Below are 23,669 nucleotides of genomic sequence, written 5' to 3' on the forward strand. Positions count from 1 at the left end.
CGTACCTAAACACCAACGTATTCAAAGCACATTCAATCGCTAATTCCTTTAGCAAACAGCAAGATAATCTATTGTTCATCTCGATATTGATGCATTATACCTTTTGGTAACAAGCCTGCAACTTATTTCTACGTCGTACGATAAAAAAGTTAAAGAGGCATTTTTCAAATTTCATATTATACTTCCAGAGCAAACCAATAAGCGGAACAAAAATATAATGAAAAACAAAACTCTACTGGCTTTTTTAGCCGCAGCCTCTCCACTCTTCGCCAATGCTCACAACCTATCTGTAGGTACAACTCTGCCTGCTGTCGATGTTAGCAACTATGGTGAAATCGTACTAAACGACGGAAATACTGGATATCAAGCTTGGGCAACCAACGCTCTTCTAGGTAAAGTTCGCGTCGTTCAAGCTATTGCAGGCCGTAGCAGCTCGAAAGAGCTCAACGCACCACTGATGGCAGCCATCACAGCATCGAAATTCGCAGAAGACAGCTACCAAACCACTACCATCATCAACCAAGATGATGCGATTTGGGGTACTGGGTCTTTTGTTAAATCGTCAGCAGAAAGTAGCAAAGAAGAATTTCCATGGTCTTCTATGGTGCTAGATGAAGACGGCACGGTAGCGTCATCATGGGCTTTAAAAGAAGAAAGCTCTGCGATTATCGTTCAAGACAAGCAAGGTAAAATCTTGTTTGTTAAAGAAGGGGCATTAAACGAATCAGAAGTCACTCAAGTCATTGAGTTGATTAAAGCGAGCCTTTAAATAAGATATTCGCGTCTTTTTCGAGACCTGACCAAAGGATATTGTTATATTATAACAGTATCCTTTTTTAATTCTGTGGTTAATCATACTCATGTGGCAAAACACACCTAACAATGTGAAACGCAAAACAGGCTTCTTGCTTGGGCTGATGCTCATGTTAAGCGTGTTAGCGGCAACACATATGGTGGATATTGACCCCGATCACCACACTTCGCATCACTGTGAGCTGTTTTCGATAAATCAGTTCATTACTGCGCACTCACTGCCACAAGTTCCAGAGTTCCATTCAGAATTTACAGCCACTATTACAGAGTCAGTAATTTCGTTACAGCGCCTGTATTTCGCTTATTTAGCACGTTCACCTCCTGTAAATATCGCTTAATTACCACTACTTTTTAATTAACCTTTATTCAGGAAAAAAACATGAAACCTACTATTTTAGCCGTTGTTATCGGCATGACTGTCTCAACGAATGTTCTAGCTAACGAAGAATTCCGCTCTCACGAAGCACACGTGCACGGTAAAGTTGAAGTGAACATCGCTCAAGATGGGCAAGAGCTGCTTGTTGAAGTAACAGCTCCCGGCGCTGATGTGGTTGGCTTTGAACATGCTCCAGAAACTGCCGAGCAAAAGAAAGTGTTTGAACAAGCGATTGCGCAACTGAACAAGCCAGAAGAACTATTTGGTTTCAACAATGCAAGCTGTACTTTGAAGTTCAAGTCAGTGACGAACACCCTAGAAGACGATCATGATGACCATGAAGGCCATGACCACGCTGAAGGCGAACATGACGACCACGAAGGTCATGACCACGCTGAGCACGATCATGACGACCACAAAGACCATGACCACGCGGAACACGATCATGACGACCACAAAGGCCATGACCATGCTGAGCACGATCATGATGACCACGAAGGCCATGACCATGCTGAGCACGAAGGCCATGACCACTCAGAAGGCGGCCACGGTGAGTTCACTGTCGAGTACCACTACCAATGTACTGACATTGAAAAACTGGATACCGTGAATACTCAGTGGTTCTCTAAGTTCAGCAACACAAAATCAATGACTGTGAACCTGTTAACTGACAGTGCTCAAATTCAAGAAGTACTTAACGCAGATCGTATTAGTTTTCGATTCTAATTAGCATTAGATTGAATTAAACGTAGATAAGCAGCCAAGTAAGTATTCACTTACTTGGCTGTACAAATCGGTGTGCTCTGGGAATTTATTATTCTAATAACTGTCCAGTAGAGACACCGCTTTAATTATTGGAGCTAATATGTCTTTTGACAGTTCATCACTTGTGGTCAAACTCGAAAATATCAGCTTTCGTTGGAAGCCTGAATTGCCCCCAACGCTAGAGATCCCCTCACTGCATATCCAAGCCCAAGAGCACCTTTTCATCAAAGGGCCTAGTGGTTGCGGGAAATCAACATTGTTAGGGTTACTGACCGGAATCAACCAAGCTGAACAAGGCGAAGTATCTATCCTTGGCCAAGATCTCACACAGCTAACACCTCGCCAGAGAGACAAATTCAGAGCCGATCATATTGGTTATATATTCCAACAATTTAACCTGCTTCCTTACTTGTCAGTCATCGACAACGTGACGCTTCCTTGTCAGTTTTCTAAGATTCGTAAGCAGCAAGTCACTGAAAGTCAGAACAGCTTGCAAGCAACCGCTCAAGAGTTGTTGCTCAGATTAAAGCTACCTCAAGCTCTAATGGACAAGCCCGTTACCGAGTTGAGTATTGGTCAACAGCAACGTGTTGCTGCCGCTCGTGCTTTGATCGGCCAACCCAAAATCATTATTGCCGACGAACCGACATCGGCTCTGGATCATGACAACCGAGAAGCCTTTATCGAACTGTTGCTAGAACAAGCGAATCAGGCGGGTTCTACCCTGATCTTTGTCAGTCACGATCCAACACTAGAAAAACTGTTCACTCGAACCATAGATTTAAAAACCGTTAACCAAGCTAAGGTTGTCGTATGAAAGTAATTACTCACTTAGCCTTAAAAAGCGTACTCAACCGTAAAGCCACAGCCATTCTGACTATTCTCACCGTGGCGGTGTCAGTCATTCTATTACTCGGTGTGGAACGTGTAAGAACCGAAGCTAAGAGCAGCTTTGCGAATACGATATCAGGTACTGACCTTATCGTCGGTGGCCGCTCTGGTCAGGTAAACCTGCTGCTTTATTCCGTATTTCGAATCGGTAATGCGACCAACAACATCGACTGGAAAAGCTATGAAGAATTTAGCCAGCACAACGCTGTAAAGTGGGCGATCCCAATCTCATTGGGTGATTCACATAAAGGCTTCCGCGTAATGGGCACGAACCATAGCTACTTCGAAAATTATCGCTATGGAAGTAAGCAACCACTTACTTTTCAGCAAGGTAAAGAGTTTAATCAGCTATTTGATGTCGTGATTGGTGCCGATGTCGCGAAGAAGTTAGATTACAAAATCGGTGATCACATCATTCTGGCGCACGGTATCAGTGATGTTGCCTTTAGTCGCCATGATAACCTGCCCTTCACCATTGTCGGAATACTCGCGCCAACCGGCACACCAGTAGATAAAACGGTGCATGTTTCGTTAGAGGCCATTGAAGCGATTCACGTTGGTTGGGAATCGGGGGCTAACCTCGGGCACACACCGAATGCTGAAGCGCTAAAGCAACGTGACTTCCAACCGAAGCAGATTACCGCGATGATGGTTGGCCTTAAATCGAAGATCCAAACCTTTGCACTGCAACGAGAAATCAATAACTACCGCCAAGAACCTTTGAGCGCCATTATGCCAGGCATTGCGCTTCACGAATTATGGGGAATGATGGCAGTAGCAGAACAAGCACTACTGATTGTTTCAGGGTTTGTTGTAATCGCGGGACTGTTAGGGATGCTGAGTAGTCTACTCACTAGCTTGCAAGAAAGACGTCGAGAGATGGCCATTCTGCGCGCGATGGGAGCGAGGCCTCGTCATGTGTTTGGTTTACTGATCAGTGAAGCAAGTGCCCTAACCTTCCTCGGTATCACATTAGGTGTTGCCGTGTTGTTTGCCCTGATCGCAGTAGTTGCTCCTATTGTGCAACAAAGTTATGGTATCAACATATCGATATCCGCAATCACACCTCATGAGTGGAAACTGCTTATGCTGGTGCAAGTTGCTGGAATCATTATCGGCTTTATTCCCGCTTTCAGGGCTTACCGTCAGTCATTGTCTGATGGCATGACTATTCGAATCTAAAATAGGAACCTACGATGCAACGCAAATTCCTACTGATACTTGGGTTACTTATGTTCCCATTTATCAGCACAGCTCACGCTGAAACCACTCAGACTGACGAATCGGTATTAACACTCGATTGGATTGACTTGATTCCAGAGTCAGAGCGAGCACAACTCGACTCATTTGGCATGCCGATGGTTAACCACGACAGCATGGACAAACCTCAACAATCGACACTTGGCGCTGTTCGCCCAGAGCTGAATGGCAGCACAGTCAAAATTCCTGGCTTTGTGATTCCATTGGAAGGCGATGAGAACATGATCACTGAGTTTCTGCTGGTACCGTACTTTGGCGCATGTATCCACGTGCCACCGCCACCACCAAACCAAATCATCTACGTGAAGTTCCCTAAAGGTGCACCAATCCAGCAGTTATGGGATGTGATCTATTTAGTGGGTACGCTGAAAACTGAGTCAATAAGCCATGACTTGGCGCAAACTGGTTATCTTATTGAAGGTACTGCGATTGAAGAATATGACGACATGTAGTCATTAGAAGGGTGGCTCAAGGATGAGCTGCCGTCACTGAACGAGTGAGATCATTCAATAACAGTTTAATAACGATTATTTTATTCTAAATTACGCGATGTAATTAGATAAGTACGCTAGAACAGCGACATAAGTAGCGAGTAATAACCCTATACTAAGCTGTTTCTTCAGCTTGTTATCATTGACTTGATTCATAACTCCTCCTTGAGAATTACAACAAATTTAACATTTTATTATCATTAGCAAAAGTAAAATTTTGTTGAAACCTTCAACTCTGCACGCAAAATCTAGCCACCAATAAGATAAAGAGTTACATTTTAGACAGTTATACCAATCACAATAAGTAAGTGTTCAGAAATAGCGTAGGAAAAAGGCTTGAGAACAAGGAAGCTCTTTTCAATAAATAGTTTTGATAAGTAGTTATTCTACAATCAAAAATTCTAACGCTGTTATCGAGCGTTTTAACAAGCTAGGGCGAGCAATTAATTACTACGATTGGTGTTGGGTCGTCTCCTTACGGTACTCTTATGTCAGAAACCAAACAGCCAGTGATCATTGAGCATGCTAGCGATACACAGCAAAAGCATGAGAAAAAGCCTCATATTGCCGACAGTGCAAGCAGAATGCTGCACATCGCACAAAGCTTCGGCCTCGATTCCTTAATTAGTCATAGTACAAAGCCAAACGATAAAGCTGAGAGTACGCTTATCGAACGGGCACTATTACGAGAGAAAAAACGTAGAGAGCTTCGCCAAAAGAACCTAGAACAAATTCTAAAGTTGGCACACTCTTCATGTAAGGATGAAGCGGCTGGAGACCCTGATCAGGACTGGCTATACCGTTTCTTCGATATGGCACAAGAGATCCACAATACATCGATGCAGAGGCTATGGGCTCAAGTACTGAAACGAGAAGTCACCAACCCAGGCTCGACGTCGATGAAGGCGCTTCAGATCTTAAAAGACATGACACCAAAAGAAGCGCTCACCCTGCAAAGAGCCGCGTCACTGGGTTGTAGCTTTGGTAGTGATAACAGCAGAAAACTATTACTCGGCTTTAAATCCCATGCTGGAATCTTCAGCTTTGGCAAAAGAGACACCACCAACACCATCAACCTTGGTGGACACAACCTGCCCTACTCTAGTTTGCTCCACTTGATTGAGCTCGGGATTATTCTAGGAACAGAATTAGAATCTGGAGAGATTGATTTCGACCCAGCCCTACACCTAACTTATCAAGGTAAGAGCATGTCACTGGCGCCTATTTCAAAAGGGGTTAAACTGGTTTACTACCGATTCAGTCCAACAGGTAATGAGCTGTGCACCTTACTTGGCAACAAACCCAACATGCAGTATTACGATCAACTGATTGCTCTATTAAGTCAGAAGTTCACGGTACAGACAGAAGTGAAAAGCAGTGTGAATTACACCGTCTAGGCACTCGACGGTGCAAAAAATAGACGGTGTAAAAAGTGAAGAGTATTGAGAAGAATAAAGAGAATCTAGAGGATAGGTTTCTTGTCTCGGTAAACTAAGGCTGCACTATTTATCGGTCGTGAATAAGCAGATAAACAGCTGAGTAGCCTTAGTCATACCAACGATCTCAATTGGCTAAGATATTTCGCTTCTCTAACGCATCAATACACAGCTCGACTAATTCATCGAGTGTCTTCTCACCTGCGGGTAAATTAATCTCAGGATTCTGAGGCGCTTCGTAAGCTGAACTAATACCAGTAAAATTCGGGATTTCTCCAGCACGCGCTTTCTTATACAAACCTTTAGGATCACGCTGTTCGCAAACCTCAAGTGGTGTATTGACGAACACCTCAAGAAACTCACCTTCCGGCAATAAATCACGCACCAACTGTCTCTCCGCTTGATGTGGAGAAATAAACGCTGACAACACGATCAAACCCGCATCCGCCATCAATTTAGCAAGTTCACCAATACGACGAATATTCTCTCGGCGATCCTGCTCAGAGAAGCCAAGGTCGCTACATAACCCATGACGCACATTATCGCCATCCAATAAGTAAGTATGGTAACCAAGCTGTGCCAAGCGATTTTCTAATGCTCCAGCGACTGTCGACTTCCCAGAACCAGATAATCCCGTGAACCAGAGCACGGCTGGCTTTTGTGATTTCAGATCAGAGCGGAATGTTTTATCAATCGAGTGTTGATGCCACACAACATTCTCATCTTTTGGTTTGAGTACTGCGGTCATAATTAGTCCTTTAAATAAACAGCATTAAAATGGGAAAAAATAAGGAATTAGGGTCAGCACCAAACCCGAATAAACAATCGAGATTGGGATGCCGATGCGCAGATAATCCGTAAGGTGGTAATTACCTACGCTATAAACAAGTAAGTTGGTTTGGTAGCCGTATGGCGAAATAAAACTGGCACTGGCACCAAACAGAACCGCCATGATGAACGGCATTGGATCGACGCCATAGCCTACTGCCATACTGTAGCCAATGGGGAATGAGAGTGCCGCTGCCGCATTGTTGGTCACCAACTCAGTTAGGACCAACGTCATGAAATAGGTCGCGACTAGCGCTCCAAACACGCCCCAGCCATTAAAGGCTTCCATAAACATCAGCCCCATTCGCTCAGACAACCCAGATGAAATCATCAGTTGAGCAATAGAGAGTGCCGAACCAACGATCACGACAATATCGACGGGGAAACGGCGGCGAAGCTCACCAAGTTGTACTACACCAAATGCCACCAGCAATAATAAAAATCCCGCTAGCCCTTTAATAATCGGCACGACTTCAGCGAGCGATAACCCAATCACACTGGCAAAGCCGAGCAACACAAACGTCGATTTATCGGCATCAAGCTTGGCGCTTGAGTCTAGATCGTTCATCAACACAAACTCTTTATTGTGTTGTTGACGCTGTTCTTCAAAACGTTTTCCTGGAACCAAAATCAAGGTATCGCCAGCGGTTAATGTGATGTTTCCAAGGCCACCTTCAAGGCGTTCATGACCACGACGAATGGCAACCACAACCGCATCGAAGCGATCTCTAAACTGGCTGGTCTTGAGGGTTTTATTACAGAAGCTTGCCGATGAACTGACTACGACCTCAACAAAGCTCTGGCCATTCAGGTGGTGCTGACCAAACAGAGTTAGCCCTTGGATCTCTTGCAGTGTCGCAACACTCTCGACATCACCACAAAACAGTAATCGATCACGAGCTTGGAGTATGAAGTCAGGGTCTATAGACGCGGTTGTTTTACCGTCTCGAATCACTTCCGCTAAGAACAGTTTTCTCAATGCTCTGAGGTTATTCTCGCTGACGCTGCGGCCAACTAAAGGAGAACCAGGTTCCACTCTTGCTTCTAAAAAGTAAGGCAGATCATCTTGAGATCCATCATCGTAGCTTGGTAGGAAGTAACTCAGCGGAATAAGGATCAACACACCACCGACCAACACCGCTAAACCGATCAAGGTCGGTGTGAAAAAGTTTAAACTTGGCAAACCCGCATCTTCAACAAAGCTATTGATGATCAAGTTGGTAGAGGTGCCGATCAATGTCAGCGTTCCACCTAAGATGGCAGCGTATGACAAAGGGATTAGCAGTTTAGATGGCGCATGCTGTTGATTACGTTTGATCGCCCCGATCAAAGAAACAACCACCGCCGTGTTATTAGTAAAAGAAGAAAGTAACGCTGTGGAAATACCCAACTTCGCAACCACGGTACCTAGCCTACCTTCAGAGATATTTCGGCTAACCCAACTGATTAAGCGAGTTTTCTCCAACGCACTTGATGCGAGGATAAGAAGAATTAAAGTCAGTAACGAGGAGTTAGTGAAGTTATTGGCTAAGCTCGACAAATCGATCATGCCAGCCATAAAAGCAATAAACGCCGCGCCAGCAAAGATAAAGCTTGGCTTAATACGGGTAACGAGCAGGCAAGTAATGATGCCGAGCAAAATCGCTAATACAAATCCTTGTTGCCACATATACCCGTCCTTTATGGCGGAAACGATGGGTTTCCGCCTGATTCAATAAGCTGTTACTTAGTCGTTTATGACTTCAGTAATTGGCTTAGATCTTTGGCATCCCAATGAGGGAAGTGCTTGCGTACCAATGCGTTGAACTCAAGTTCAAATGCAGAGAAGTTACCGACTTGCTGTTCAACAGAGTCCAAACGGTCTCGAATCAAACCAGCACCCACCGTCACGTTAGTCAGACGGTCGATAACGATGAAACCACCGGTATCGGCACTCTCACGGTATTTATCCAGCGCGATAGTCTCGTTCAATGACCATTCACACAAACCAATACCATTCAGTGGCAACTCATCAACTGCGTAAGTCGACAAGTTGTTGATGTCATATTGGTGACGAACCGTTTCAACCTGACCGACGGTTTTCTTGCCTGCGATTTTGATGTCGTAAGCTTTACCCGGTTGCAGTGGTTGCTCTGTCATCCATACGATGTCAGCCAATACATGGTTAGTTGATTCAATTTGAGCATTTTCCAGCACAATCAAATCACCACGGCTGATATCGATTTCATCTTCAAGAGTCAGCGTTACAGCCAAACCCGCTTGCGCCGATTCAAGTTCGCCATCAAAGGTCACAATGCTTGCCACCTTAGACGTTTTACCTGATGGCAGCGCCTTGATTTCATCACCTACACTGACACGGCCAGAGGCAACGGTGCCTGCAAAACCACGGAAGTCTAAGTTAGGACGGTTTACGTACTGAACAGGGAATCGGAATTCACCTGCAGAACGTTTTTGGTCAATGTCGACGTTCTCTAGTACTTCTAATAGAGATGGACCTTCGAACCATGCAAGCTCTTTGCTTGGCGCTGCAACGTTAATGCCTTCAAGCGCGGAAACAGGCAGAATTTGAATATTAGTTTCGCCTTCTAGGTTTTCAGCAAACTCTAGATATTGATCGCGAATCTCCTCAAAACGATCTTGCGAGTACTCCACCAGATCCATCTTATTGACTGCGACGATGAAATGCTTCAAACCAAGTAGGTTAGAAATAAACGAGTGACGACGGGTTTGATCCAGAACGCCCTTACGAGCATCAATCAAGATCACAGCCAGATCACACGTTGAAGCGCCGGTTGCCATGTTGCGCGTGTACTGCTCATGCCCTGGGGTATCAGCAATAATGAATTTACGCTTTTGAGTCGAGAAGTAACGATAAGCCACATCGATCGTAATCCCTTGCTCACGCTCAGCCTGCAAGCCATCAACAAGCAGTGCTAAATCAGGCTTCTCACCTGTGGTACCCACTCGTTGGCTATCAGAGTGAACCGCTGCTAGCTGATCTTCATAAATCTGTTTTGTATCATGGAGCAAGCGACCGATTAACGTACTTTTACCGTCATCTACCGAGCCACAAGTTAAAAATCTAAGCATAGATTTATGCTGATGCTGACTTAGATAACCTTCAATCCCTAGTTCAGCCAATTCGGCTTCTACTGCACTATTCATTTTTCTTTCCTTAGATTCTTAGAAATAACCTTGGCGCTTTTTCAGCTCCATAGAGCCAGACTGATCATGGTCAATCGCTCGACCTTGACGCTCACTAGACGTCGCCACCAGCATTTCTTCAATAATGCCCGTTAGCGTATTCGCCTCAGATTCAACCGCTCCGGTTAATGGGTAACAGCCTAAAGTACGAAAACGAACGCTTTTTTCTTCAATCACTTCACCTTCTTGCAGCTCCATACGGTCATCATCAACCATGATCAGCATGCCATCACGCTCAACAACTGGGCGTTTATCAGAAAGGTAAAGTGGAACAATATCGATGCTCTCTAGGTAGATGTATTGCCAGATATCGAGCTCAGTCCAATTAGATAGCGGGAAGACACGAATGCTTTCGCCCTTATTCACCTGACCGTTGTAGGTGTGCCAAAGCTCTGGACGCTGGTTTTTTGGATCCCACGTATGGTTCTTATCGCGGAAAGAGTAAACACGTTCTTTCGCACGAGATTTTTCTTCATCACGACGCGCACCACCAAAAGCCGCATCGAACCCATACTTGTTTAACGCCTGCTTAAGGCCCTGTGTTTTCATGATGTCAGTGTGCTTCGAAGAACCATGTACAAATGGGCTACAACCCATCTCAATACCTTCTGGGTTCTTATGTACTAAAAGGTCGAAGCCGTACTTTTTAGCCGTACGATCACGAAACTCAATCATCTCGCGGAATTTCCAATCCGTATCTACATGCAATAGCGGGAATGGAATCTTGCCTGGATAAAACGCTTTGCGAGCTAAATGAAGCATCACAGAAGAATCTTTTCCGATGGAGTACATCATCACTGGGTTATCAAACTCAGCCGCTACTTCACGGATAATATGAATACTTTCCGCTTCGAGCTGTTTTAGGTGGGTTAAACGTTCTTGGTCCATTTCAGTGCTTCCTTTAAGGCTCGCGTTACGAGCAATTCATTACTTGGTCTTGCCAAGCAAGGGATTTAACTCATCCACTTGAGTGAATGGGAGTATTGGCACTAGAAGAAAACAGAAGCTTCGTTTTGAGCTATCCTTGCTATTCATCTGCCTGATACGTCCTTGATATAGGCATTATGACGAGCCTCTCATATTACTGGAAATTCTAAAATTTCATTTTTTATTCGAAAAGCTGATAAGGGATTGAATTTACCGATAAGCAGGTGAAATGAATGGACTAATATTATCGATATCAGTTGCGCATCGATTGAGCAGCTTTGGGAGGCGTCTTGCAGAACACCATAAAGTAATCGATCTAAGTCACGAATTAACATTCGTTGTAATCATTGTTTCATTCGGTTTTGTTACATTACGCAACGAATTTTCTACTATCCACTTTGGAGCTACAAAATGAAAGTTGCAATGAAACCTTTGTCATTGGCTGTACTTGCGGGTCTTGGTTTGACTTTAGCAGGCTGCACAACAACACCAGATACCGATGAAGTGATTAAATTACGTGTCGTAGAAACGACGGATATCCATACCAATCTAATGGATTACGACTACTACAAAGACAAGCCATCGAAAAAAATTGGCTTAGCACGTACTGCAACTCTAGTAAAAGAAGCTCAAAGCGAAGTAACCAACAGCGTATTAGTTGATAACGGTGACTTGCTGCAAGGTAGCCCAATGGGTGACTACATGGCAGACAAAGGCATCGAAGCGGGCGAAGTTCACCCTGCATACAAAGCTATGAACCAACTAAGCTACGACGCTGCAAACCTAGGTAACCACGAATTCAACTACGGTCTTGAGTTCCTAGAAGAATCTATCAACGACGCTGATTTCCCGTACATCAGTGCTAACGTTTACGACGCAGAAACCAAAGAACACTACTTCACGCCTTATATCATCAAGACGCACACGTTCGAAGATACTGCTGGCGTAGAGCACGAAGTAAAAGTGGGTTACATCGGTTTCGTTCCACCACAAATCATGACGTGGGATAAGAAGAACCTTGAAGGTAAAGTGATCGCTCGCGATATCATTGAGACAGCTAACGAGTTAGTGCCTCAAATGAAAGCGGAAGGCGCTGAAGTTATCGTTGCTATCCCTCACTCAGGCGTATCAACTGACCCATACAAAAATGGCGAAGAGAACTCAACGTTCTACCTATCTGAAGTAGACGGCATCGATGCGATCGCATTCGGCCACTCTCACGCAGTTTTCCCAGGTAAAGGTTTTGATGACATTCAAGGCATCGACAACGAAACTGGCACAATGAACGGCGTTGCGGCAGTAATGCCAGGTCGTTGGGGTAGCCACGTTGGTGTTATGGATCTAACACTTACACAAAAAGACGGTAAGTGGGAAGTTGTTAAAGGCCAATCAGAAGCACGCCCTATCTACGACAAAATCGAGAAGAAATCTCTTGCTGCAGCTGATGAAGGCATCGTAACAGCACTAGAAAAAGACCACGCTGGTACTCGTGAGTTTGTTAACCAACCGATTGGTAAAGCAGACGATGTGATGTACAGCTTCTTGTCTCTAGTACAAGACGATCCAACAGTTCAAATCGTTAACCTTGCACAGAAAGATTACGTTGAACAGTTCATCCAAGGTGACCCTGACCTAGATGGTACGCCAGTACTTTCCGCGGCTGCACCATTCAAAGCCGGTGGCCGTAAGAATGACCCAGCGAACTTCACTGAGGTTGAGTCTGGTCAACTAACCTTCCGTAACGCAGCTGACTTATACCTTTACCCGAACACGCTAGTTGCAATGAAGGTAACAGGTCACGAAGTAAAAGAGTGGCTTGAGTGTTCTGCAGGTCAGTTCAACCAAGTGGATGTTAACTCAACTGCACCACAACAGTTGATCGAGTGGGATAACTTCCGTACTTACAACTTCGATGTTATCGACGGTGTTGATTACCAAATCGACGTAACTCAACCTGCGAAATACGATGCAAACTGTAAAGTGGTTAACCCTGACTCACAGCGTATTGTTGGCCTAACTTACCAAGGTAAGCCAATCGACATGAAGCAAGACTTCCTGATCGCAACCAACAACTACCGTGCATACAGCGCTAAGTTCCCAGGCACAGGTGAAGACTTCATCGCATTTGATGCACCAGATGAGAACCGTACTGTTCTTGCAAACTACATCTCTCGCGTAAGCAAAGAGCAAGGTCAAGTGAGCCCAAGCGCGGATAACAATTGGTCATTTGCACCAATCAAAACAGATAACAAGCTAGATATCCGCTTTGAAACATCTCCAAGCGACAAAGCAGCAGAGTTCATCAAAGAAAAAGGTCAATACCCGATGAAACGTGTTGCGACTGACGATGTTGGTTTTGCTGTTTACCAGATTGACCTAACTAAATAGATTGCTTAAGTAATCCATAGTTAACGTTCTGAAAGGCTGAGTTTAACGACCAGCCTTTTTCTTTTCTTCTAAATGTTCAGCCCAAAGCCCTAATTTTCGAACGACAAACTCTCGTTCAACCCGCTTCCAAATGCCACGCCTTTAGCTTCAAAACAGCAGTCAAACAGCAGTCAAACAGCACGACTCAAACCACCAATTGAATAAATCCAACACAAAAAAACACTAATCAGCTGTAAGTTTTTATCTGCTCCTCCTGTCTATTTAATTTACTACACTCAATGAATGGTGGTTAAGCCATTCATCTATAGGATAGATAAGGACATTTGATGAACACCGTCGAGAGCATTCAAGCATGGTTACATTCAGGAGAGGAATCGCTGCTATGGCTGATGCTTGGCATCATCGCGCTTTCTTACCTGCTTGAAGATCTTGCGATTGTTACGGCGGCAGGTATAGCGACTCAAGGTCTAATACTTCCTCAATATGCGCTGCTTGCTATTTTCATCGGTATTGCCACGGGTGATCTCGGTCTTTATTACTTAGGGAAGTCAGGACGTTATTTCCGAGGTGTTCGATATAAAGCCCTCACCAATAAGTACTTTCGTTCGCTTCGTACCAAATTACGTCAGAACGCATTCAGCAGCCTTTTTGTTATCCGCTTTATTCCAGGGCTTCGCACCGTCGGGTTTACCTTAAGTGGCTTTTTCGCCATCCCACTGCCTACTTTCTTGTTTGCTGTCATCAGCGCCACCGCGATCTGGACTGGCATTGTCTTCTCTGCCATCTACTATTTAGGGACATCAGCGTGGCTGCAAGCCTCTGAATATCAATGGATCATCATCCCGTGTGCCATCGCTTTGCTGTTTATCGGCAATCGATTAATGAATAGAACCTACTCTAGAGGATTATCATGAGTTCACCGCAAGATATTCGCATCATTCCCGCACATCAAATCAATGCAGGCATGCCTTTGCTTGAAAAAGATACCGTGCGCAGCGTCTCTCCTTATGAGTTTCTTCCAACTTGGTTCTTCTACACGCCAGTTGTGATTCAAAGCCTGATGCAAGGGTTACGGCACTTTGACTGGGCGCTGCCGCTCATTGCCAACCCAAGCATCAAGTTAAGCGGCATGGTAGGCGAATCAAAACACGAGATATTAAGCCTTGCCGGATCTTCAAGTCAGCGTTGGATCTCTCCGTTTATCACCCTCACCAAAACGGATCTCAGCGGTAAGAAACAAGCTGAAGATGCACGCAGCGCACTCATACAATCCGATCTTGATTTCCCGATTGTAGCGAAACCAGATCTTGGCTGTCGAGGCGTTGGCGTCAAGCTGATCAACACACAAGATCAACTTGAGCAATATGTTGAATCTTTCCCAAATAATGCTCGCTTTCTACTGCAAGAAAAGGCGCCTTATCAGGCAGAAGCTGGCGTTTTCTATGTTCGTTACCCAAACAAAAAGCAAGGCGAGATCATCTCGATCACACTCAAATATGCGCCAATGGTGATGGGTGATGGCAAGTCGACACTCAAGCAGTTAATTGAAAATAGCCCGCGTGCTGGGCAACTCAGCCACCTGTATCTACCAAGGCATGAAGATAAATTGGATCACGTGCTCGCAGAGGGCGAAGAGTTCCAACTCGCGTTCGCAGGTAGCCATAGCCGTGGCTGCATCTTCCGCGATGGCAATCAATACATTACTCAGGCTTTAACTGAACGTTTAGACGAGATATTCGATGACTTCGATGGTTTTCATTTTGGCCGACTCGACGTCAAGTTTAAAGACATGCACAGCCTAATGAACGGCGAGGATTTCACGATCCTTGAGGTCAATGGCGCAAGCAGTGAGGCTGGGCATATCTGGGATCGCAACACACCGCTGCGAGAGATATTTTCTACGCTACTCCTGCAATACCGCATTCTTTTTGATATTGGCGCTCAGCAAAAACAACGAGGCCATAAGACTCCCTCTTTCAAGAGCTTATTCGCTGCGTGGCAAGAAGAGCGACGTCTTGTTCAACAATATCCGACCACTGACTAACTTTGTACGAGGACCATGAATGAACCCCATAGCCCAACCGAGCGCCCTCACTTCTTTCTCTCCTAGTATCAAAGGAGCGGTAGAGATATTGAATCAGGGTCTAGAGTTTTTGTTAGCGATATCTGACAGCGACTATCTGACACGAGCAAAGCCGCATGTCACAAGCTCTATTGGTGAGCATACTCGTCACACGCTCGATCTTTTTCACGCCTTAATCTTAAAAGAGAATGCGACCGTTGATTACAACACTCGTCGTCGTGGTCATCCCGTCGAATACGACCGCTCAATTGCAGTCAAAGAGATCCATTATGTGATCAACTGGCTTGAACGATTAGACCGCAGAGATCTCGAAGCGCCTATCATGATCCAAACCGAAGTTTCAATGGATACACAAGTATTCGCCAGCCTGCCTTCTACGTTAGAAAGAGAGGTCACCTTTGCTGCTCTGCATGCCAATCATCACTATGCGATGATCAAAGTGATCACGACCTTTCTTGATGTCGAAACATGCAATACCTTCGGTTATGCCCCAACCACCAGCAGCTATCTGAGAGAGCAATAATCATGTGTTCAGTATCTTGGCTGCTTGAAGAAAATGGTTATCAGGTCTTTTTTAACCGTGACGAACAAAAAACGCGAGCACTAGCAATGCCGCCTAAACAGTATCGAGTCAACGGTGTCGATATCATCATGCCACTCGACCCAACTGGCGGTGGTAGCTGGATCAGTATCAATGAGTTCGGGCTTTCACTATGCCTACTCAATAACTATCAAGGCATAGTCCCTGTTGGACCTTTAGTCAGCCGTGGTTTGCTACTCAAGAATCTATCATCGAGTCGTAACATCAGTAAGCTCTCTGAAGCATTTCATCAGCTCGACCTGCACTCTTTTGCCCCATTTACCTTGCTGGCTTTCGCGCCGAACTTAACTCAACACCATGGTTTGGTTATCGCCTATATGTGGGATGGCATTCAACAAAAAATAGTCGAAACCGATTCTCCGCTCTTCTCATCCGGTGTTGATTTAGAGCGAGTACAAGCCTATCGACAAGCAAAATACGATCAGCTTATGGCAACGGGTAAGAATCAACAGAACTTACTTCAGTTTCACTCTCACCATCACAGCGAACAACCTCATTTAGCGACCTGTATGCATCGTGAAGACGCGCACACCGTGAGCTTTACACACTTACGCAATCTACACGGCCAAGCCTCTATGTTTTACGCGCCCGGCTCGCCTTGTGAACCCATTAAACCATGCCAGATAAATCAACAGCGTTTTACCTTCGATTTATCACCCGTAATCAATCTATAGATGGAGTCCATCATGAGAAAACTATTAACCATGGTCATGCTACTTGTTAGCCCGTACGTATTTGCCGCCGATGAAATCTACACAGGGTTCTTTAGCAGTAAGGCGCTCGATGGCTACGACACTGTGGCTTATTTCACTTCAGGTAAGCCTATTGAAGGCAGTAAAAAATTCAGCACCGAGTACAAAGGCGCGGACTGGTATTTCTCTTCTGAAAAGAATCTGACTTTATTTGTTAATAATCCTGAAAAATATGCCCCTCAATATGGGGGTTATTGCGCTTGGGCTGTTTCAGCAAAAAGTGACTTTGCACCCGGTGACCCGAACCAATGGACAATTGTTGATAACAAGCTTTACCTCAACTATGACCAAGAGATTAAACAGCGTTGGGAACAAGATCGAGCACAGCATATTCAAAAAGCCGACACCGTTTGGCCGCAACTGATCAAATAAGGGAATAACCATGACATTCACTCCAGCTAAACATATTCCTGCGGCATTTATCGCTTTCGTATTTGTTCAGTCGCTGTTTTTTAAGTTCACCGGCTCATACGAGACTGAGCATATCTTTGGCACCTTGGCGACATGGTCTGGCTTAAGTTGGTTCGGTTCATTTGGCGGCTACTTGATTGGGTTCGCTGAATTGATTGCGGCCATTTTGCTGTTTACTCGTTGGCATGGCCTGGGTGCCATCATGAGTGTGGGGATTATGAGTGGCGCCATTTTCTTCCACCTGTTTACGCCGCTCGGTATTCAAATGCCTGAGTTTAACGCAGCGGGTGAAATTGTCGGTTATGACGGCGGATTACTGTTTGGCATGGCATGCCTAGTATGGCTTTGCGGTGCATTTTTAAGTGTAAAAGATTTCAAGAATCAAGACGGTTTCCTAAACAACTTTAGTCAATAAGGTAGCTTCATTATGATTGATAGTCCTTTTCGTTTACCACGTTACACGCCTTTTGGTTTAGGTGAGTCTGTTGTCGAGTGGGCAACTGGGCTATCTAAGCTAGATAAGCTCTATCAAGATAGACCTGATGAGTTATCTAGCTTTGAATTCATGCATCACACCTTGTCAGCATTGAATATCGACTATTCCGTTTCAGCAGGCGCCACTGATAATATTCCCGAACAAGGGCCAGTAGTCATTGTGGCTAACCACCCGCTTGGTGCGATTGAAGGCGTGATCCTTGCTGATCTCGTAGGATCGGTAAGAAAGGATGTGAAGGTGTTGGCCAATGAGTTGCTCAAGCGACTGCCTGAACTGGATGATCTTTTTATTGGGGTCGATGTCTTTAACAGTAAAGAATCGAAACGCACCAATGCTAAAGCTATTCGAGATGCCAATCGTCATTTAGCAGACGGTGGACTCTTGATTGTGTTCCCTGCTGGCGAAGTATCGAGTTACCGTAAAGGGGCCAAGACACTAACAGACATCGAGTGGAGCAAATCAGTCGCAAAGTTTGTTAAGCGTCACCAAGCCACCACGGTGCCTATCTTTATCAATGGCAAGAACAGTGAGCTTTTCTACCAAGCGGGCCGTGTTCACCCACTACTGAGAACGGCTTTACTTGGCCGTGAACTTCTTAATAAACAGGCGACGACTATCTCTATCTCGATTGGCTCTTCGATTCCGTATTCAGAGATCAAATCGTTTGAAAAAGAGATGGATATCGTCAACTACCTACGACTCAATACCTACCTAATGAGTCAACAAGATAGCCCGAATACGCCAATCCACGCGCCCTCTTTTGACACCCAAGTGATTGCGCCTATTCCACCAGAAGTGTTGGCAATAGAGGTCGGTTCTCTTCCTGAAGAGATGAAGTTACTTGAGCAAGGGGACTTCGAAGTCTACTGTACGCCAAGCCAATCTATTCCTAACTTAATGCGCGAAATTGGTCGAGTTAGAGAAGAGAGTTTCCGAGAAGTCGGAGAAGGCAGCGGGCTTGCCTGTGATTTAGATGAGTATGACCTTTACTACCACCAACTGTTTGTTTGGAATAAAACCAAGGCTGAATTAGTGGGTGCATACCGACTTGGTATGGTCGACAAGCTCATCGCTGAGCACGGGCTTGATAAGCTCTACTCTCGTAGCCTGTTTAACTACAATCAAGAATTCATCGATACCTTAGACAACAGTATCGAGCTTGGGCGTTCTGTAGTAAGCAAGCCTTATCAAAAGAGCCTTAACTCACTATTACTATTGTGGAAAGGTATCGCGGCCTTCGTGTATCGTCACCCTCAATACACTCACCTATTCGGCCCTGTCAGTATCAGTAATGATTACAGTCATAATGCGCGTCTGTTGATTGCGACGACCTTATCCATACACCATTACGATGAACAAAAGGCGAACCTGGTTTCTCCTTCGTCACCACTCAATACCAGTAATAATGTGTTCTGGCAGAATCACCTGCTATCGTCATTGGCGAGTGTTCCTCTGCTCTCTAAAGTGTTAGCACGTATGGAGCAAGGGAAAGGCCTACCGGTACTGCTACGCCAATACTTAGGGATGAACGGTAAACTTGTGTGCTTTAACGTCGATCCATCGTTTAATGATGCCTTGGATGGCTTGATTGTGGTTAATCTTAAGAAAGTACCATTGAAAACCCTAGGCAAATACATGGGCAGAGACCTCGCTCAAGATTATCTAGAACAGCACGCTCGACGTTGATTTAGCCTGCTCTGTACCTCTCCACAAATAAGTGCGATGATTTCGGCACTTATTTGGGTTAGGTTATTTTCATGCACACCTCTTTTATCGAACAACTACAAAGCTTTGACTTCTCTGAGAGTCAGATTGAATCTCTATTAGCTGTCGCGAAGCCGCTTGAGCTACCAACCCGACACATCCTGATCAATCAAGGTGAGATGGCGAGTTCGATCTACTTTGTACTTGAAGGCTTATGCCACGCTTGTTATCTCACTAATGACGGTAAGCAATACAGCAAAGAATTCTACTGGGAACAAGACTGGATCATCGGCTTTGAGAGTTTGATAAAGAACCAAGCGTCCCCTTACCTACTAGAAACGCTCACACCCATCACAATGTTAGAACTGCCAATGAATGCGGTTATCGAGTGGCGTGCATCAAATAACCCTCTGTATTTAAAGCTGTTAGAAACTCAGCTCATGCACAAGGAAAACAAAGAACGCTTTATGTTGCTTTATACCCCAGAGCAACGCTACCAACTGTTCTGCGAACATTACCCCGACCTTGAACAGCGCTTGAACGACAATCAAATTGCGGCTTACCTCGGTATAACCGCGATCAGCCTGAGCAGAATCAAAGGTCGAATTAACAATAGTTAATGCCAACAATCATCGCACATAGTACATTCAGAGCATCGATAATCTCTGGATGTAAACATGATCACTTGGCACTCAATTCCCTTCTCTGAACTTTCAACACAACAGCTTTATCAATTACTTAAATTACGAGTCGATGTGTTCGTTGTTGAGCAAAATTGCCCTTATCCAGAGCTCGATGGTAAAGATACACTCGCAGGTGTTGAACACTTGCTTGGCTATGCTGATGCAGAGCTAGTGGCGTGTGCCCGTTTGTTACCACCAGGTACTTCTTACGATAATACCAGCATCGGCCGAGTGGCGACCAAGCAATCAGCAAGAGGTGATGGCTTGGGTCATCAATTGATCAAAGAAGCGTTAACACGCTGTGAGACTCTTTGGCCGAGCAAGACCATCGATATTGGCGCGCAACAACACCTAGAAAACTTCTATGCGAATCACGGGTTCGAAACTATCTCTGAGATGTATCTGGAAGACGATATTCCGCATGTAGACATGAGATTTGAAAAGTAATGACGAATATCACTGTCGGTATTCTATTGTTGGTTGCAGGTAACTTGTTTGCCTCGCTTTCCGACGTAGCGGTAAAACTGTTGAATGGCGAAGTACCGCCTCTTCAGTATATTTTTTTCCGACAGTTGATATCTCTGCTAATCATCACCCCTTTGTGGCTACAACAGAAAAAAGAACAACGACGCTTACAACAAGCTAAAGTGACCTTTATTCGAGGACAACTGATCCTAATCGGCAGCGGATGTATGGTCGTCGCGATCACCCACCTTTCTTTGGCTACCGCCAACGCAGTATTTTACGTCGCGCCCCTGTTGATGTTACCTCTCTCTATGTTTCTACTGAAAGAGCAACCGGCACTTGGCAAGGTTATCGCCACCACTATCGGTTTTATTGGTGCATTGATTGTCTTGAGGCCATCACAATTTCATTGGGCAGCACTGTTTGCTTTGGGTACAGCACTCACCCTCGCACTATTCAATGTATTGGTAAGAAAGCTTCCTAGTGAGCAAACGGTGGTCACTACGCTGTGGTGGACAACCTTATTCTCTATTCCAGCCTCATTAGTACTGTGCTTTTTATACTGGAAGCCGGTGTCGGTGGAACATTTGGGATACATAGCATTAAGTGCGACGCTAATCTTAAGCTACAACGGACTTGCGGTCGCTGCCTACCAAAAAGCACACTCTAGTCAAATTGCCTTGGCTGAATACTCAGGCTTAGTGTTTGTCGCCATAATAGGCGCTATATGGTTTGATGAGATTCCAGATACGTTAACCTTTATCGGAATTATGCTCATCATCTTACCGCTTGCACCTTTCAAGCGACCAAAAAAAAGAGCTAATCATTAGCTCTTTTCTATCGACTATCTGTATCTGACGAAACGCTTTAACGCAGGCTCAGTATTGAGCTACTTACTACGGCCAAAGCCACCGTCTGACAATCGGAAAAACATCACCGAAGTGTTGCCTTTTTCTAGCTGAAGAATGTCTAGTTTCCCGGTCTCGGCGAGTTTGAATCGAACTAGCTGGCCTTTACGAATCTGACTAAGTGGTTTGTCTGCCCCTTCAATACGCACTAGCGCGTTCAAGTCAGACAACGGTAAGTCGTTATTTCGAAAAACCTGCGCTAACGTATCCCCTTGCTTTACAAGATACTCCTGCCAGTTGTTGTTACTCGGTTCTGATGAACTGCTCTTGGCATTTTGCTGTTCGCTTAAACCAACGGTGTTTATCTCAAGCTCAACGCGCGATGTTGCTGGGGCTGCGTCTACTTTAGGTTCTGGTAGCGGCACAAAAAGTAAGATCAATACGATCGGCGAAATCACCATCAATAGTCTCTGGTGTAATTTCGGCAATGATCCCCAGGCCTGCACGGTTGAGGTTTTCATTTTCTTGATATCGATCGAGCTTAATTTCTCTTTGACCTGATTCAGTCGATCCTTGAACTCTGCTAAGTGGTCTACTTTCTGTTTTTTCTTTTGACGACGATTCATGCCACTGCGTCCTATACATTGAATAACTACAGTATAAAAACCAAAGTACCAACAGTATAGATCTTTCCGCTACAACAGAGACCAAAGCAAGAAAATTGACATAGCTGTGATTTGGACACGTTAAAGCGTAAGTGATCAGGGGCTAGCCGTTTATTCAGGCTGCTAATACTGGTATTCTTACCCTTTTCGTACTGACAAAAAGAGTGACTTTTCATGTCTGAAGTAAAATTTGAAACTGTAGAGCAAAAAGCTAGCTACGGTATCGGTCTACAAATGGGCCAACAACTTGCTGGTTCTGGTCTTGAAGGCCTAAACGTTGACGCAATCGCTGCTGGTATCGCAACAGCTCTAGTTGGTGACATGCCAGCTATCGAAGTTGACGAAATCAACAACGCACTACAAGAGCTACACACTCGTGGTGAAGCTGCACGTCAAGAACTAGCTAAAGCAGCAGCAGCTGACGGCGAAGCTTTCCTAACTGACAACGCTCTTCGTTCAGAAGTAACAGTTCTTGAGTCTGGTCTTCAGTACGAAGTACTAACTGAAGGTACTGGCGAAATCCCTACTGCAGACAAGCAAGTACGTGTTCACTACCACGGCGAACTAACTGACGGTACTGTTTTCGACAGCTCTATATCTCGCGGTCAACCTGCTGAATTCCCAGTAACTGGCGTAATTCAAGGTTGGGTACAAGCTCTACAAATGATGCCTGTTGGCTCTAAGTGGAAGCTATACATCCCTCAAGATCTAGCATACGGTGAGCGTGGCGCAGGTGCTGCAATCCCACCATTTGCTGCTCTAGTATTCGAAGTAGAACTTCTAGCTATTCTTTAATTTTTATAAAAACCTTTAGTAAAACAAAATACTATAGGTAAATAAAATTGAAATAATTCAACGGCGATGTGACTACATCGCCGTTTTTCGTTTATAGTGAATAGGTCGATTACTTTATTACTTAAGGAAGAATAATGAAGAAAATACTCATCACTATGCTCAGCAGCCTTGCTGTAGTCTCTTGCGCTAGCACTAGCGACTCTGAACAAACCGGTTCAACATCAGATACCAACTATTCCCAACTATCGCAAACAGCCCTGATGGCAGCAGTGAATATGTGGTCTCAACAAAACGAAACAACACCACTTGCTGATACCGTTGCTGATCAAGCATCTGTTACCAGCGATCAAGCAATTGGCGGTATCGGTTCAATGTTGGCGCTTGCACAAAATTCACTTGGCTCAGCAGACAATAAAGAACTCGCATCACTCATTCCTGGAATGTCTTCACTTGAATCGACTGGCTTATCATCAGTTCTAAGCTCACAAGGTGCTGTTGAAAGTGCGTTTGCTGGGTTAGGTATGGATTCGTCAATGGTTACGACATTTGCACCAATCATTCTTCAGGCACTTCAATCACAAGGTGCAACGAGTGGCCTTATGGATTCACTTGCCGCTATTTGGCAGTAGGCCATCGCGATTAGCGACTAGTTGAAGAATATTGTAAGGGCACTTCGGTGCTCTTTTTTGCGCGTGGAAGAAAAGATATTTGAGATACGAGATACGAGATACGAGATACGAGATACGAGATACGAGATACGAGATACGAGATACGAGATACGAGATAC

Annotated in this window: 26 protein-coding genes; 20 read left to right on the forward strand and 6 right to left on the reverse strand. The window is 44.8% G+C overall.

Going from position 1 to position 23,669, the window contains the following annotated elements; all coding sequences use genetic code 11:
• Positions 1-217 precede the first annotated feature (217 nt).
• The 7 genes from NX845_RS19490 to NX845_RS19520 all read left to right on the forward strand — a co-directional run bounded on the left by NX845_RS19490 (position 218) and on the right by NX845_RS19520 (position 5,993).
• On the forward strand, positions 218-769 hold the full coding sequence (locus tag NX845_RS19490) for a YtfJ family protein (protein ID WP_017083758.1): 552 nt from the start codon (positions 218-220) through the stop codon (positions 767-769).
• Positions 770-860: 91 nt separating this feature from the next.
• Positions 861-1,151: a DUF2607 family protein gene (locus NX845_RS19495; protein ID WP_017078801.1), complete on the forward strand. Its 291-nt coding sequence runs from the start codon at positions 861-863 to the stop codon at positions 1,149-1,151.
• Between the two features lie 41 nt (positions 1,152-1,192).
• Positions 1,193-1,915: a DUF2796 domain-containing protein gene (locus tag NX845_RS19500; protein ID WP_260257081.1), complete on the forward strand. Its 723-nt coding sequence runs from the start codon at positions 1,193-1,195 to the stop codon at positions 1,913-1,915.
• Between the two features lie 139 nt (positions 1,916-2,054).
• A complete protein-coding gene (locus tag NX845_RS19505) occupies positions 2,055-2,771 on the forward strand; it encodes an ABC transporter ATP-binding protein (RefSeq protein WP_004735279.1) in 717 nt (238 codons plus the stop codon).
• Positions 2,768-4,027, forward strand: coding sequence for an ABC transporter permease (locus NX845_RS19510; RefSeq protein ID WP_004735278.1), 1,260 nt, complete (start codon positions 2,768-2,770; stop codon positions 4,025-4,027). The genes NX845_RS19505 and NX845_RS19510 overlap by 4 nt, the downstream gene beginning before the upstream one ends.
• A gap of 14 nt (positions 4,028-4,041) precedes the next feature.
• Entirely contained in the window at positions 4,042-4,557 is a 516-nt protein-coding gene (locus NX845_RS19515; protein WP_004735277.1) for a DUF3299 domain-containing protein, read from the forward strand.
• Between the two features lie 527 nt (positions 4,558-5,084).
• Entirely contained in the window at positions 5,085-5,993 is a 909-nt protein-coding gene (locus tag NX845_RS19520; RefSeq protein WP_017078804.1) for a TIGR03899 family protein, read from the forward strand.
• A gap of 166 nt (positions 5,994-6,159) precedes the next feature.
• On the opposite strand, the gene cysC is transcribed toward NX845_RS19520, so the two are convergent.
• The 4 genes from cysC to cysD form a co-directional block, all read right to left on the reverse strand.
• Positions 6,160-6,780, reverse strand: a complete 621-nt coding sequence (gene cysC / locus NX845_RS19525; RefSeq protein ID WP_019825496.1) for an adenylyl-sulfate kinase — start codon at positions 6,778-6,780, stop codon at positions 6,160-6,162.
• Positions 6,781-6,804: 24 nt separating this feature from the next.
• The gene (locus NX845_RS19530; RefSeq protein ID WP_004735273.1) at positions 6,805-8,529 is read right to left on the reverse strand and encodes an SLC13 family permease; all 1,725 of its coding nucleotides are present in this window, start codon (positions 8,527-8,529) and stop codon (positions 6,805-6,807) included.
• Positions 8,530-8,594: 65 nt separating this feature from the next.
• Positions 8,595-10,025 (reverse strand): sulfate adenylyltransferase subunit CysN, encoded by a 1,431-nt coding sequence (gene cysN / locus NX845_RS19535; RefSeq protein ID WP_102572067.1) that lies wholly within the window; start codon positions 10,023-10,025, stop codon positions 8,595-8,597.
• An 18-nt stretch (positions 10,026-10,043) separates the two neighbouring features.
• Positions 10,044-10,988, reverse strand: coding sequence for a sulfate adenylyltransferase subunit CysD (gene cysD, locus NX845_RS19540; RefSeq protein WP_226088532.1), 945 nt, complete (start codon positions 10,986-10,988; stop codon positions 10,044-10,046).
• Positions 10,989-11,402: 414 nt separating this feature from the next.
• Here cysD and NX845_RS19545 point away from each other — a divergent pair, with 414 nt between their 5' ends.
• The 11 genes from NX845_RS19545 (at position 11,403) to NX845_RS19595 (ending at position 21,404) form a co-directional block, all read left to right on the forward strand.
• On the forward strand, positions 11,403-13,379 hold the full coding sequence (locus tag NX845_RS19545) for a bifunctional 2',3'-cyclic-nucleotide 2'-phosphodiesterase/3'-nucleotidase (protein WP_260257082.1): 1,977 nt from the start codon (positions 11,403-11,405) through the stop codon (positions 13,377-13,379).
• Positions 13,380-13,705: 326 nt separating this feature from the next.
• Complete coding sequence (locus NX845_RS19550; RefSeq protein WP_260257083.1) at positions 13,706-14,293, forward strand: DedA family protein; 588 nt, start codon at positions 13,706-13,708, stop codon at positions 14,291-14,293.
• On the forward strand, positions 14,290-15,423 hold the full coding sequence (locus NX845_RS19555; protein WP_017063716.1) for an ATP-grasp domain-containing protein: 1,134 nt from the start codon (positions 14,290-14,292) through the stop codon (positions 15,421-15,423). Before NX845_RS19550 ends, NX845_RS19555 begins: the two co-directional genes overlap by 4 nt.
• Positions 15,424-15,442: 19 nt before the next feature.
• The gene (locus NX845_RS19560; protein WP_017083769.1) at positions 15,443-15,985 is read left to right on the forward strand and encodes a hypothetical protein; all 543 of its coding nucleotides are present in this window, start codon (positions 15,443-15,445) and stop codon (positions 15,983-15,985) included.
• 2 nt (positions 15,986-15,987) lie between these two features.
• Positions 15,988-16,737, forward strand: coding sequence for an NRDE family protein (locus NX845_RS19565; RefSeq protein ID WP_065682681.1), 750 nt, complete (start codon positions 15,988-15,990; stop codon positions 16,735-16,737).
• Between the two features lie 12 nt (positions 16,738-16,749).
• Positions 16,750-17,187, forward strand: coding sequence for a YHS domain-containing (seleno)protein (locus NX845_RS19570; protein ID WP_004735265.1), 438 nt, complete (start codon positions 16,750-16,752; stop codon positions 17,185-17,187).
• A gap of 10 nt (positions 17,188-17,197) precedes the next feature.
• The gene (locus tag NX845_RS19575) at positions 17,198-17,641 is read left to right on the forward strand and encodes a hypothetical protein (RefSeq protein ID WP_004735264.1); all 444 of its coding nucleotides are present in this window, start codon (positions 17,198-17,200) and stop codon (positions 17,639-17,641) included.
• A 12-nt stretch (positions 17,642-17,653) separates the two neighbouring features.
• Complete coding sequence (locus tag NX845_RS19580) at positions 17,654-19,408, forward strand: lysophospholipid acyltransferase family protein (protein ID WP_017089940.1); 1,755 nt, start codon at positions 17,654-17,656, stop codon at positions 19,406-19,408.
• Between the two features lie 71 nt (positions 19,409-19,479).
• Positions 19,480-20,046, forward strand: a complete 567-nt coding sequence (locus NX845_RS19585; protein ID WP_004735262.1) for a Crp/Fnr family transcriptional regulator — start codon at positions 19,480-19,482, stop codon at positions 20,044-20,046.
• Positions 20,047-20,103: 57 nt separating this feature from the next.
• Positions 20,104-20,556, forward strand: coding sequence for a GNAT family N-acetyltransferase (locus tag NX845_RS19590; RefSeq protein WP_004735261.1), 453 nt, complete (start codon positions 20,104-20,106; stop codon positions 20,554-20,556).
• Complete coding sequence (locus NX845_RS19595) at positions 20,556-21,404, forward strand: DMT family transporter (RefSeq protein ID WP_065682680.1); 849 nt, start codon at positions 20,556-20,558, stop codon at positions 21,402-21,404. The genes NX845_RS19590 and NX845_RS19595 overlap by 1 nt, the downstream gene beginning before the upstream one ends.
• 59 nt (positions 21,405-21,463) lie before the next feature.
• Here the strand turns inward: NX845_RS19595 and NX845_RS19600 are convergent, their stop codons facing one another.
• Positions 21,464-22,048, reverse strand: a complete 585-nt coding sequence (locus tag NX845_RS19600; protein ID WP_026012320.1) for a LysM-like peptidoglycan-binding domain-containing protein — start codon at positions 22,046-22,048, stop codon at positions 21,464-21,466.
• A gap of 213 nt (positions 22,049-22,261) precedes the next feature.
• Here NX845_RS19600 and NX845_RS19605 point away from each other — a divergent pair, with 213 nt between their 5' ends.
• Both NX845_RS19605 and NX845_RS19610 read left to right on the forward strand, forming a co-directional pair.
• The gene (locus NX845_RS19605) at positions 22,262-22,882 is read left to right on the forward strand and encodes an FKBP-type peptidyl-prolyl cis-trans isomerase (RefSeq protein WP_065682679.1); all 621 of its coding nucleotides are present in this window, start codon (positions 22,262-22,264) and stop codon (positions 22,880-22,882) included.
• A gap of 134 nt (positions 22,883-23,016) precedes the next feature.
• Positions 23,017-23,511 carry a DUF2780 domain-containing protein gene (locus NX845_RS19610; protein ID WP_017083776.1) on the forward strand — a complete coding sequence of 165 codons (495 nt, stop codon included), beginning with the start codon at positions 23,017-23,019 and terminating at the stop codon, positions 23,509-23,511.
• Here NX845_RS19610 and NX845_RS19615 read toward each other — a convergent pair.
• Positions 23,488-23,669 (reverse strand): hypothetical protein (locus NX845_RS19615; RefSeq protein ID WP_260257084.1); only part of this gene is annotated, 182 nt, incomplete at its 5' end. The two genes, NX845_RS19610 and NX845_RS19615, sit on opposite strands and share 24 nt — an antisense overlap.

This window comes from Vibrio sp. NC2, assembly GCF_025195005.1.
GTDB classification, from domain to species: Bacteria; Pseudomonadota; Gammaproteobacteria; order Enterobacterales; family Vibrionaceae; genus Vibrio; species Vibrio splendidus.

What these genes read in the sequence shown, in the direction of transcription:
- NX845_RS19605 (WP_065682679.1), top strand. Translation starts at nt 22,262, where the DNA reads ATGTCTGAAGTAAAATTTGAAACTGTAGAGCAAAAAGCTAGCTACGGT.
- NX845_RS19495 (WP_017078801.1), top strand. Translation starts at nt 861, where the DNA reads ATGTGGCAAAACACACCTAACAATGTGAAACGCAAAACAGGCTTCTTG.
- NX845_RS19520 (WP_017078804.1), top strand. Translation starts at nt 5,085, where the DNA reads ATGTCAGAAACCAAACAGCCAGTGATCATTGAGCATGCTAGCGATACA.
- NX845_RS19600 (WP_026012320.1), bottom strand. Translation starts at nt 22,048, where the DNA reads ATGAATCGTCGTCAAAAGAAAAAACAGAAAGTAGACCACTTAGCAGAG.
- NX845_RS19585 (WP_004735262.1), top strand. Translation starts at nt 19,480, where the DNA reads ATGCACACCTCTTTTATCGAACAACTACAAAGCTTTGACTTCTCTGAG.
- NX845_RS19555 (WP_017063716.1), top strand. Translation starts at nt 14,290, where the DNA reads ATGAGTTCACCGCAAGATATTCGCATCATTCCCGCACATCAAATCAAT.
- NX845_RS19570 (WP_004735265.1), top strand. Translation starts at nt 16,750, where the DNA reads ATGAGAAAACTATTAACCATGGTCATGCTACTTGTTAGCCCGTACGTA.
- NX845_RS19545 (WP_260257082.1), top strand. Translation starts at nt 11,403, where the DNA reads ATGAAAGTTGCAATGAAACCTTTGTCATTGGCTGTACTTGCGGGTCTT.
- NX845_RS19510 (WP_004735278.1), top strand. Translation starts at nt 2,768, where the DNA reads ATGAAAGTAATTACTCACTTAGCCTTAAAAAGCGTACTCAACCGTAAA.
- NX845_RS19590 (WP_004735261.1), top strand. Translation starts at nt 20,104, where the DNA reads ATGATCACTTGGCACTCAATTCCCTTCTCTGAACTTTCAACACAACAG.
- cysN (WP_102572067.1), bottom strand. Translation starts at nt 10,025, where the DNA reads ATGAATAGTGCAGTAGAAGCCGAATTGGCTGAACTAGGGATTGAAGGT.
- NX845_RS19610 (WP_017083776.1), top strand. Translation starts at nt 23,017, where the DNA reads ATGAAGAAAATACTCATCACTATGCTCAGCAGCCTTGCTGTAGTCTCT.
- NX845_RS19560 (WP_017083769.1), top strand. Translation starts at nt 15,443, where the DNA reads ATGAACCCCATAGCCCAACCGAGCGCCCTCACTTCTTTCTCTCCTAGT.
- NX845_RS19500 (WP_260257081.1), top strand. Translation starts at nt 1,193, where the DNA reads ATGAAACCTACTATTTTAGCCGTTGTTATCGGCATGACTGTCTCAACG.
- NX845_RS19580 (WP_017089940.1), top strand. Translation starts at nt 17,654, where the DNA reads ATGATTGATAGTCCTTTTCGTTTACCACGTTACACGCCTTTTGGTTTA.
- NX845_RS19505 (WP_004735279.1), top strand. Translation starts at nt 2,055, where the DNA reads ATGTCTTTTGACAGTTCATCACTTGTGGTCAAACTCGAAAATATCAGC.
- cysC (WP_019825496.1), bottom strand. Translation starts at nt 6,780, where the DNA reads ATGACCGCAGTACTCAAACCAAAAGATGAGAATGTTGTGTGGCATCAA.
- NX845_RS19530 (WP_004735273.1), bottom strand. Translation starts at nt 8,529, where the DNA reads ATGTGGCAACAAGGATTTGTATTAGCGATTTTGCTCGGCATCATTACT.
- NX845_RS19595 (WP_065682680.1), top strand. Translation starts at nt 20,556, where the DNA reads ATGACGAATATCACTGTCGGTATTCTATTGTTGGTTGCAGGTAACTTG.
- NX845_RS19550 (WP_260257083.1), top strand. Translation starts at nt 13,706, where the DNA reads ATGAACACCGTCGAGAGCATTCAAGCATGGTTACATTCAGGAGAGGAA.
- NX845_RS19565 (WP_065682681.1), top strand. Translation starts at nt 15,988, where the DNA reads ATGTGTTCAGTATCTTGGCTGCTTGAAGAAAATGGTTATCAGGTCTTT.
- NX845_RS19490 (WP_017083758.1), top strand. Translation starts at nt 218, where the DNA reads ATGAAAAACAAAACTCTACTGGCTTTTTTAGCCGCAGCCTCTCCACTC.
- NX845_RS19515 (WP_004735277.1), top strand. Translation starts at nt 4,042, where the DNA reads ATGCAACGCAAATTCCTACTGATACTTGGGTTACTTATGTTCCCATTT.
- NX845_RS19575 (WP_004735264.1), top strand. Translation starts at nt 17,198, where the DNA reads ATGACATTCACTCCAGCTAAACATATTCCTGCGGCATTTATCGCTTTC.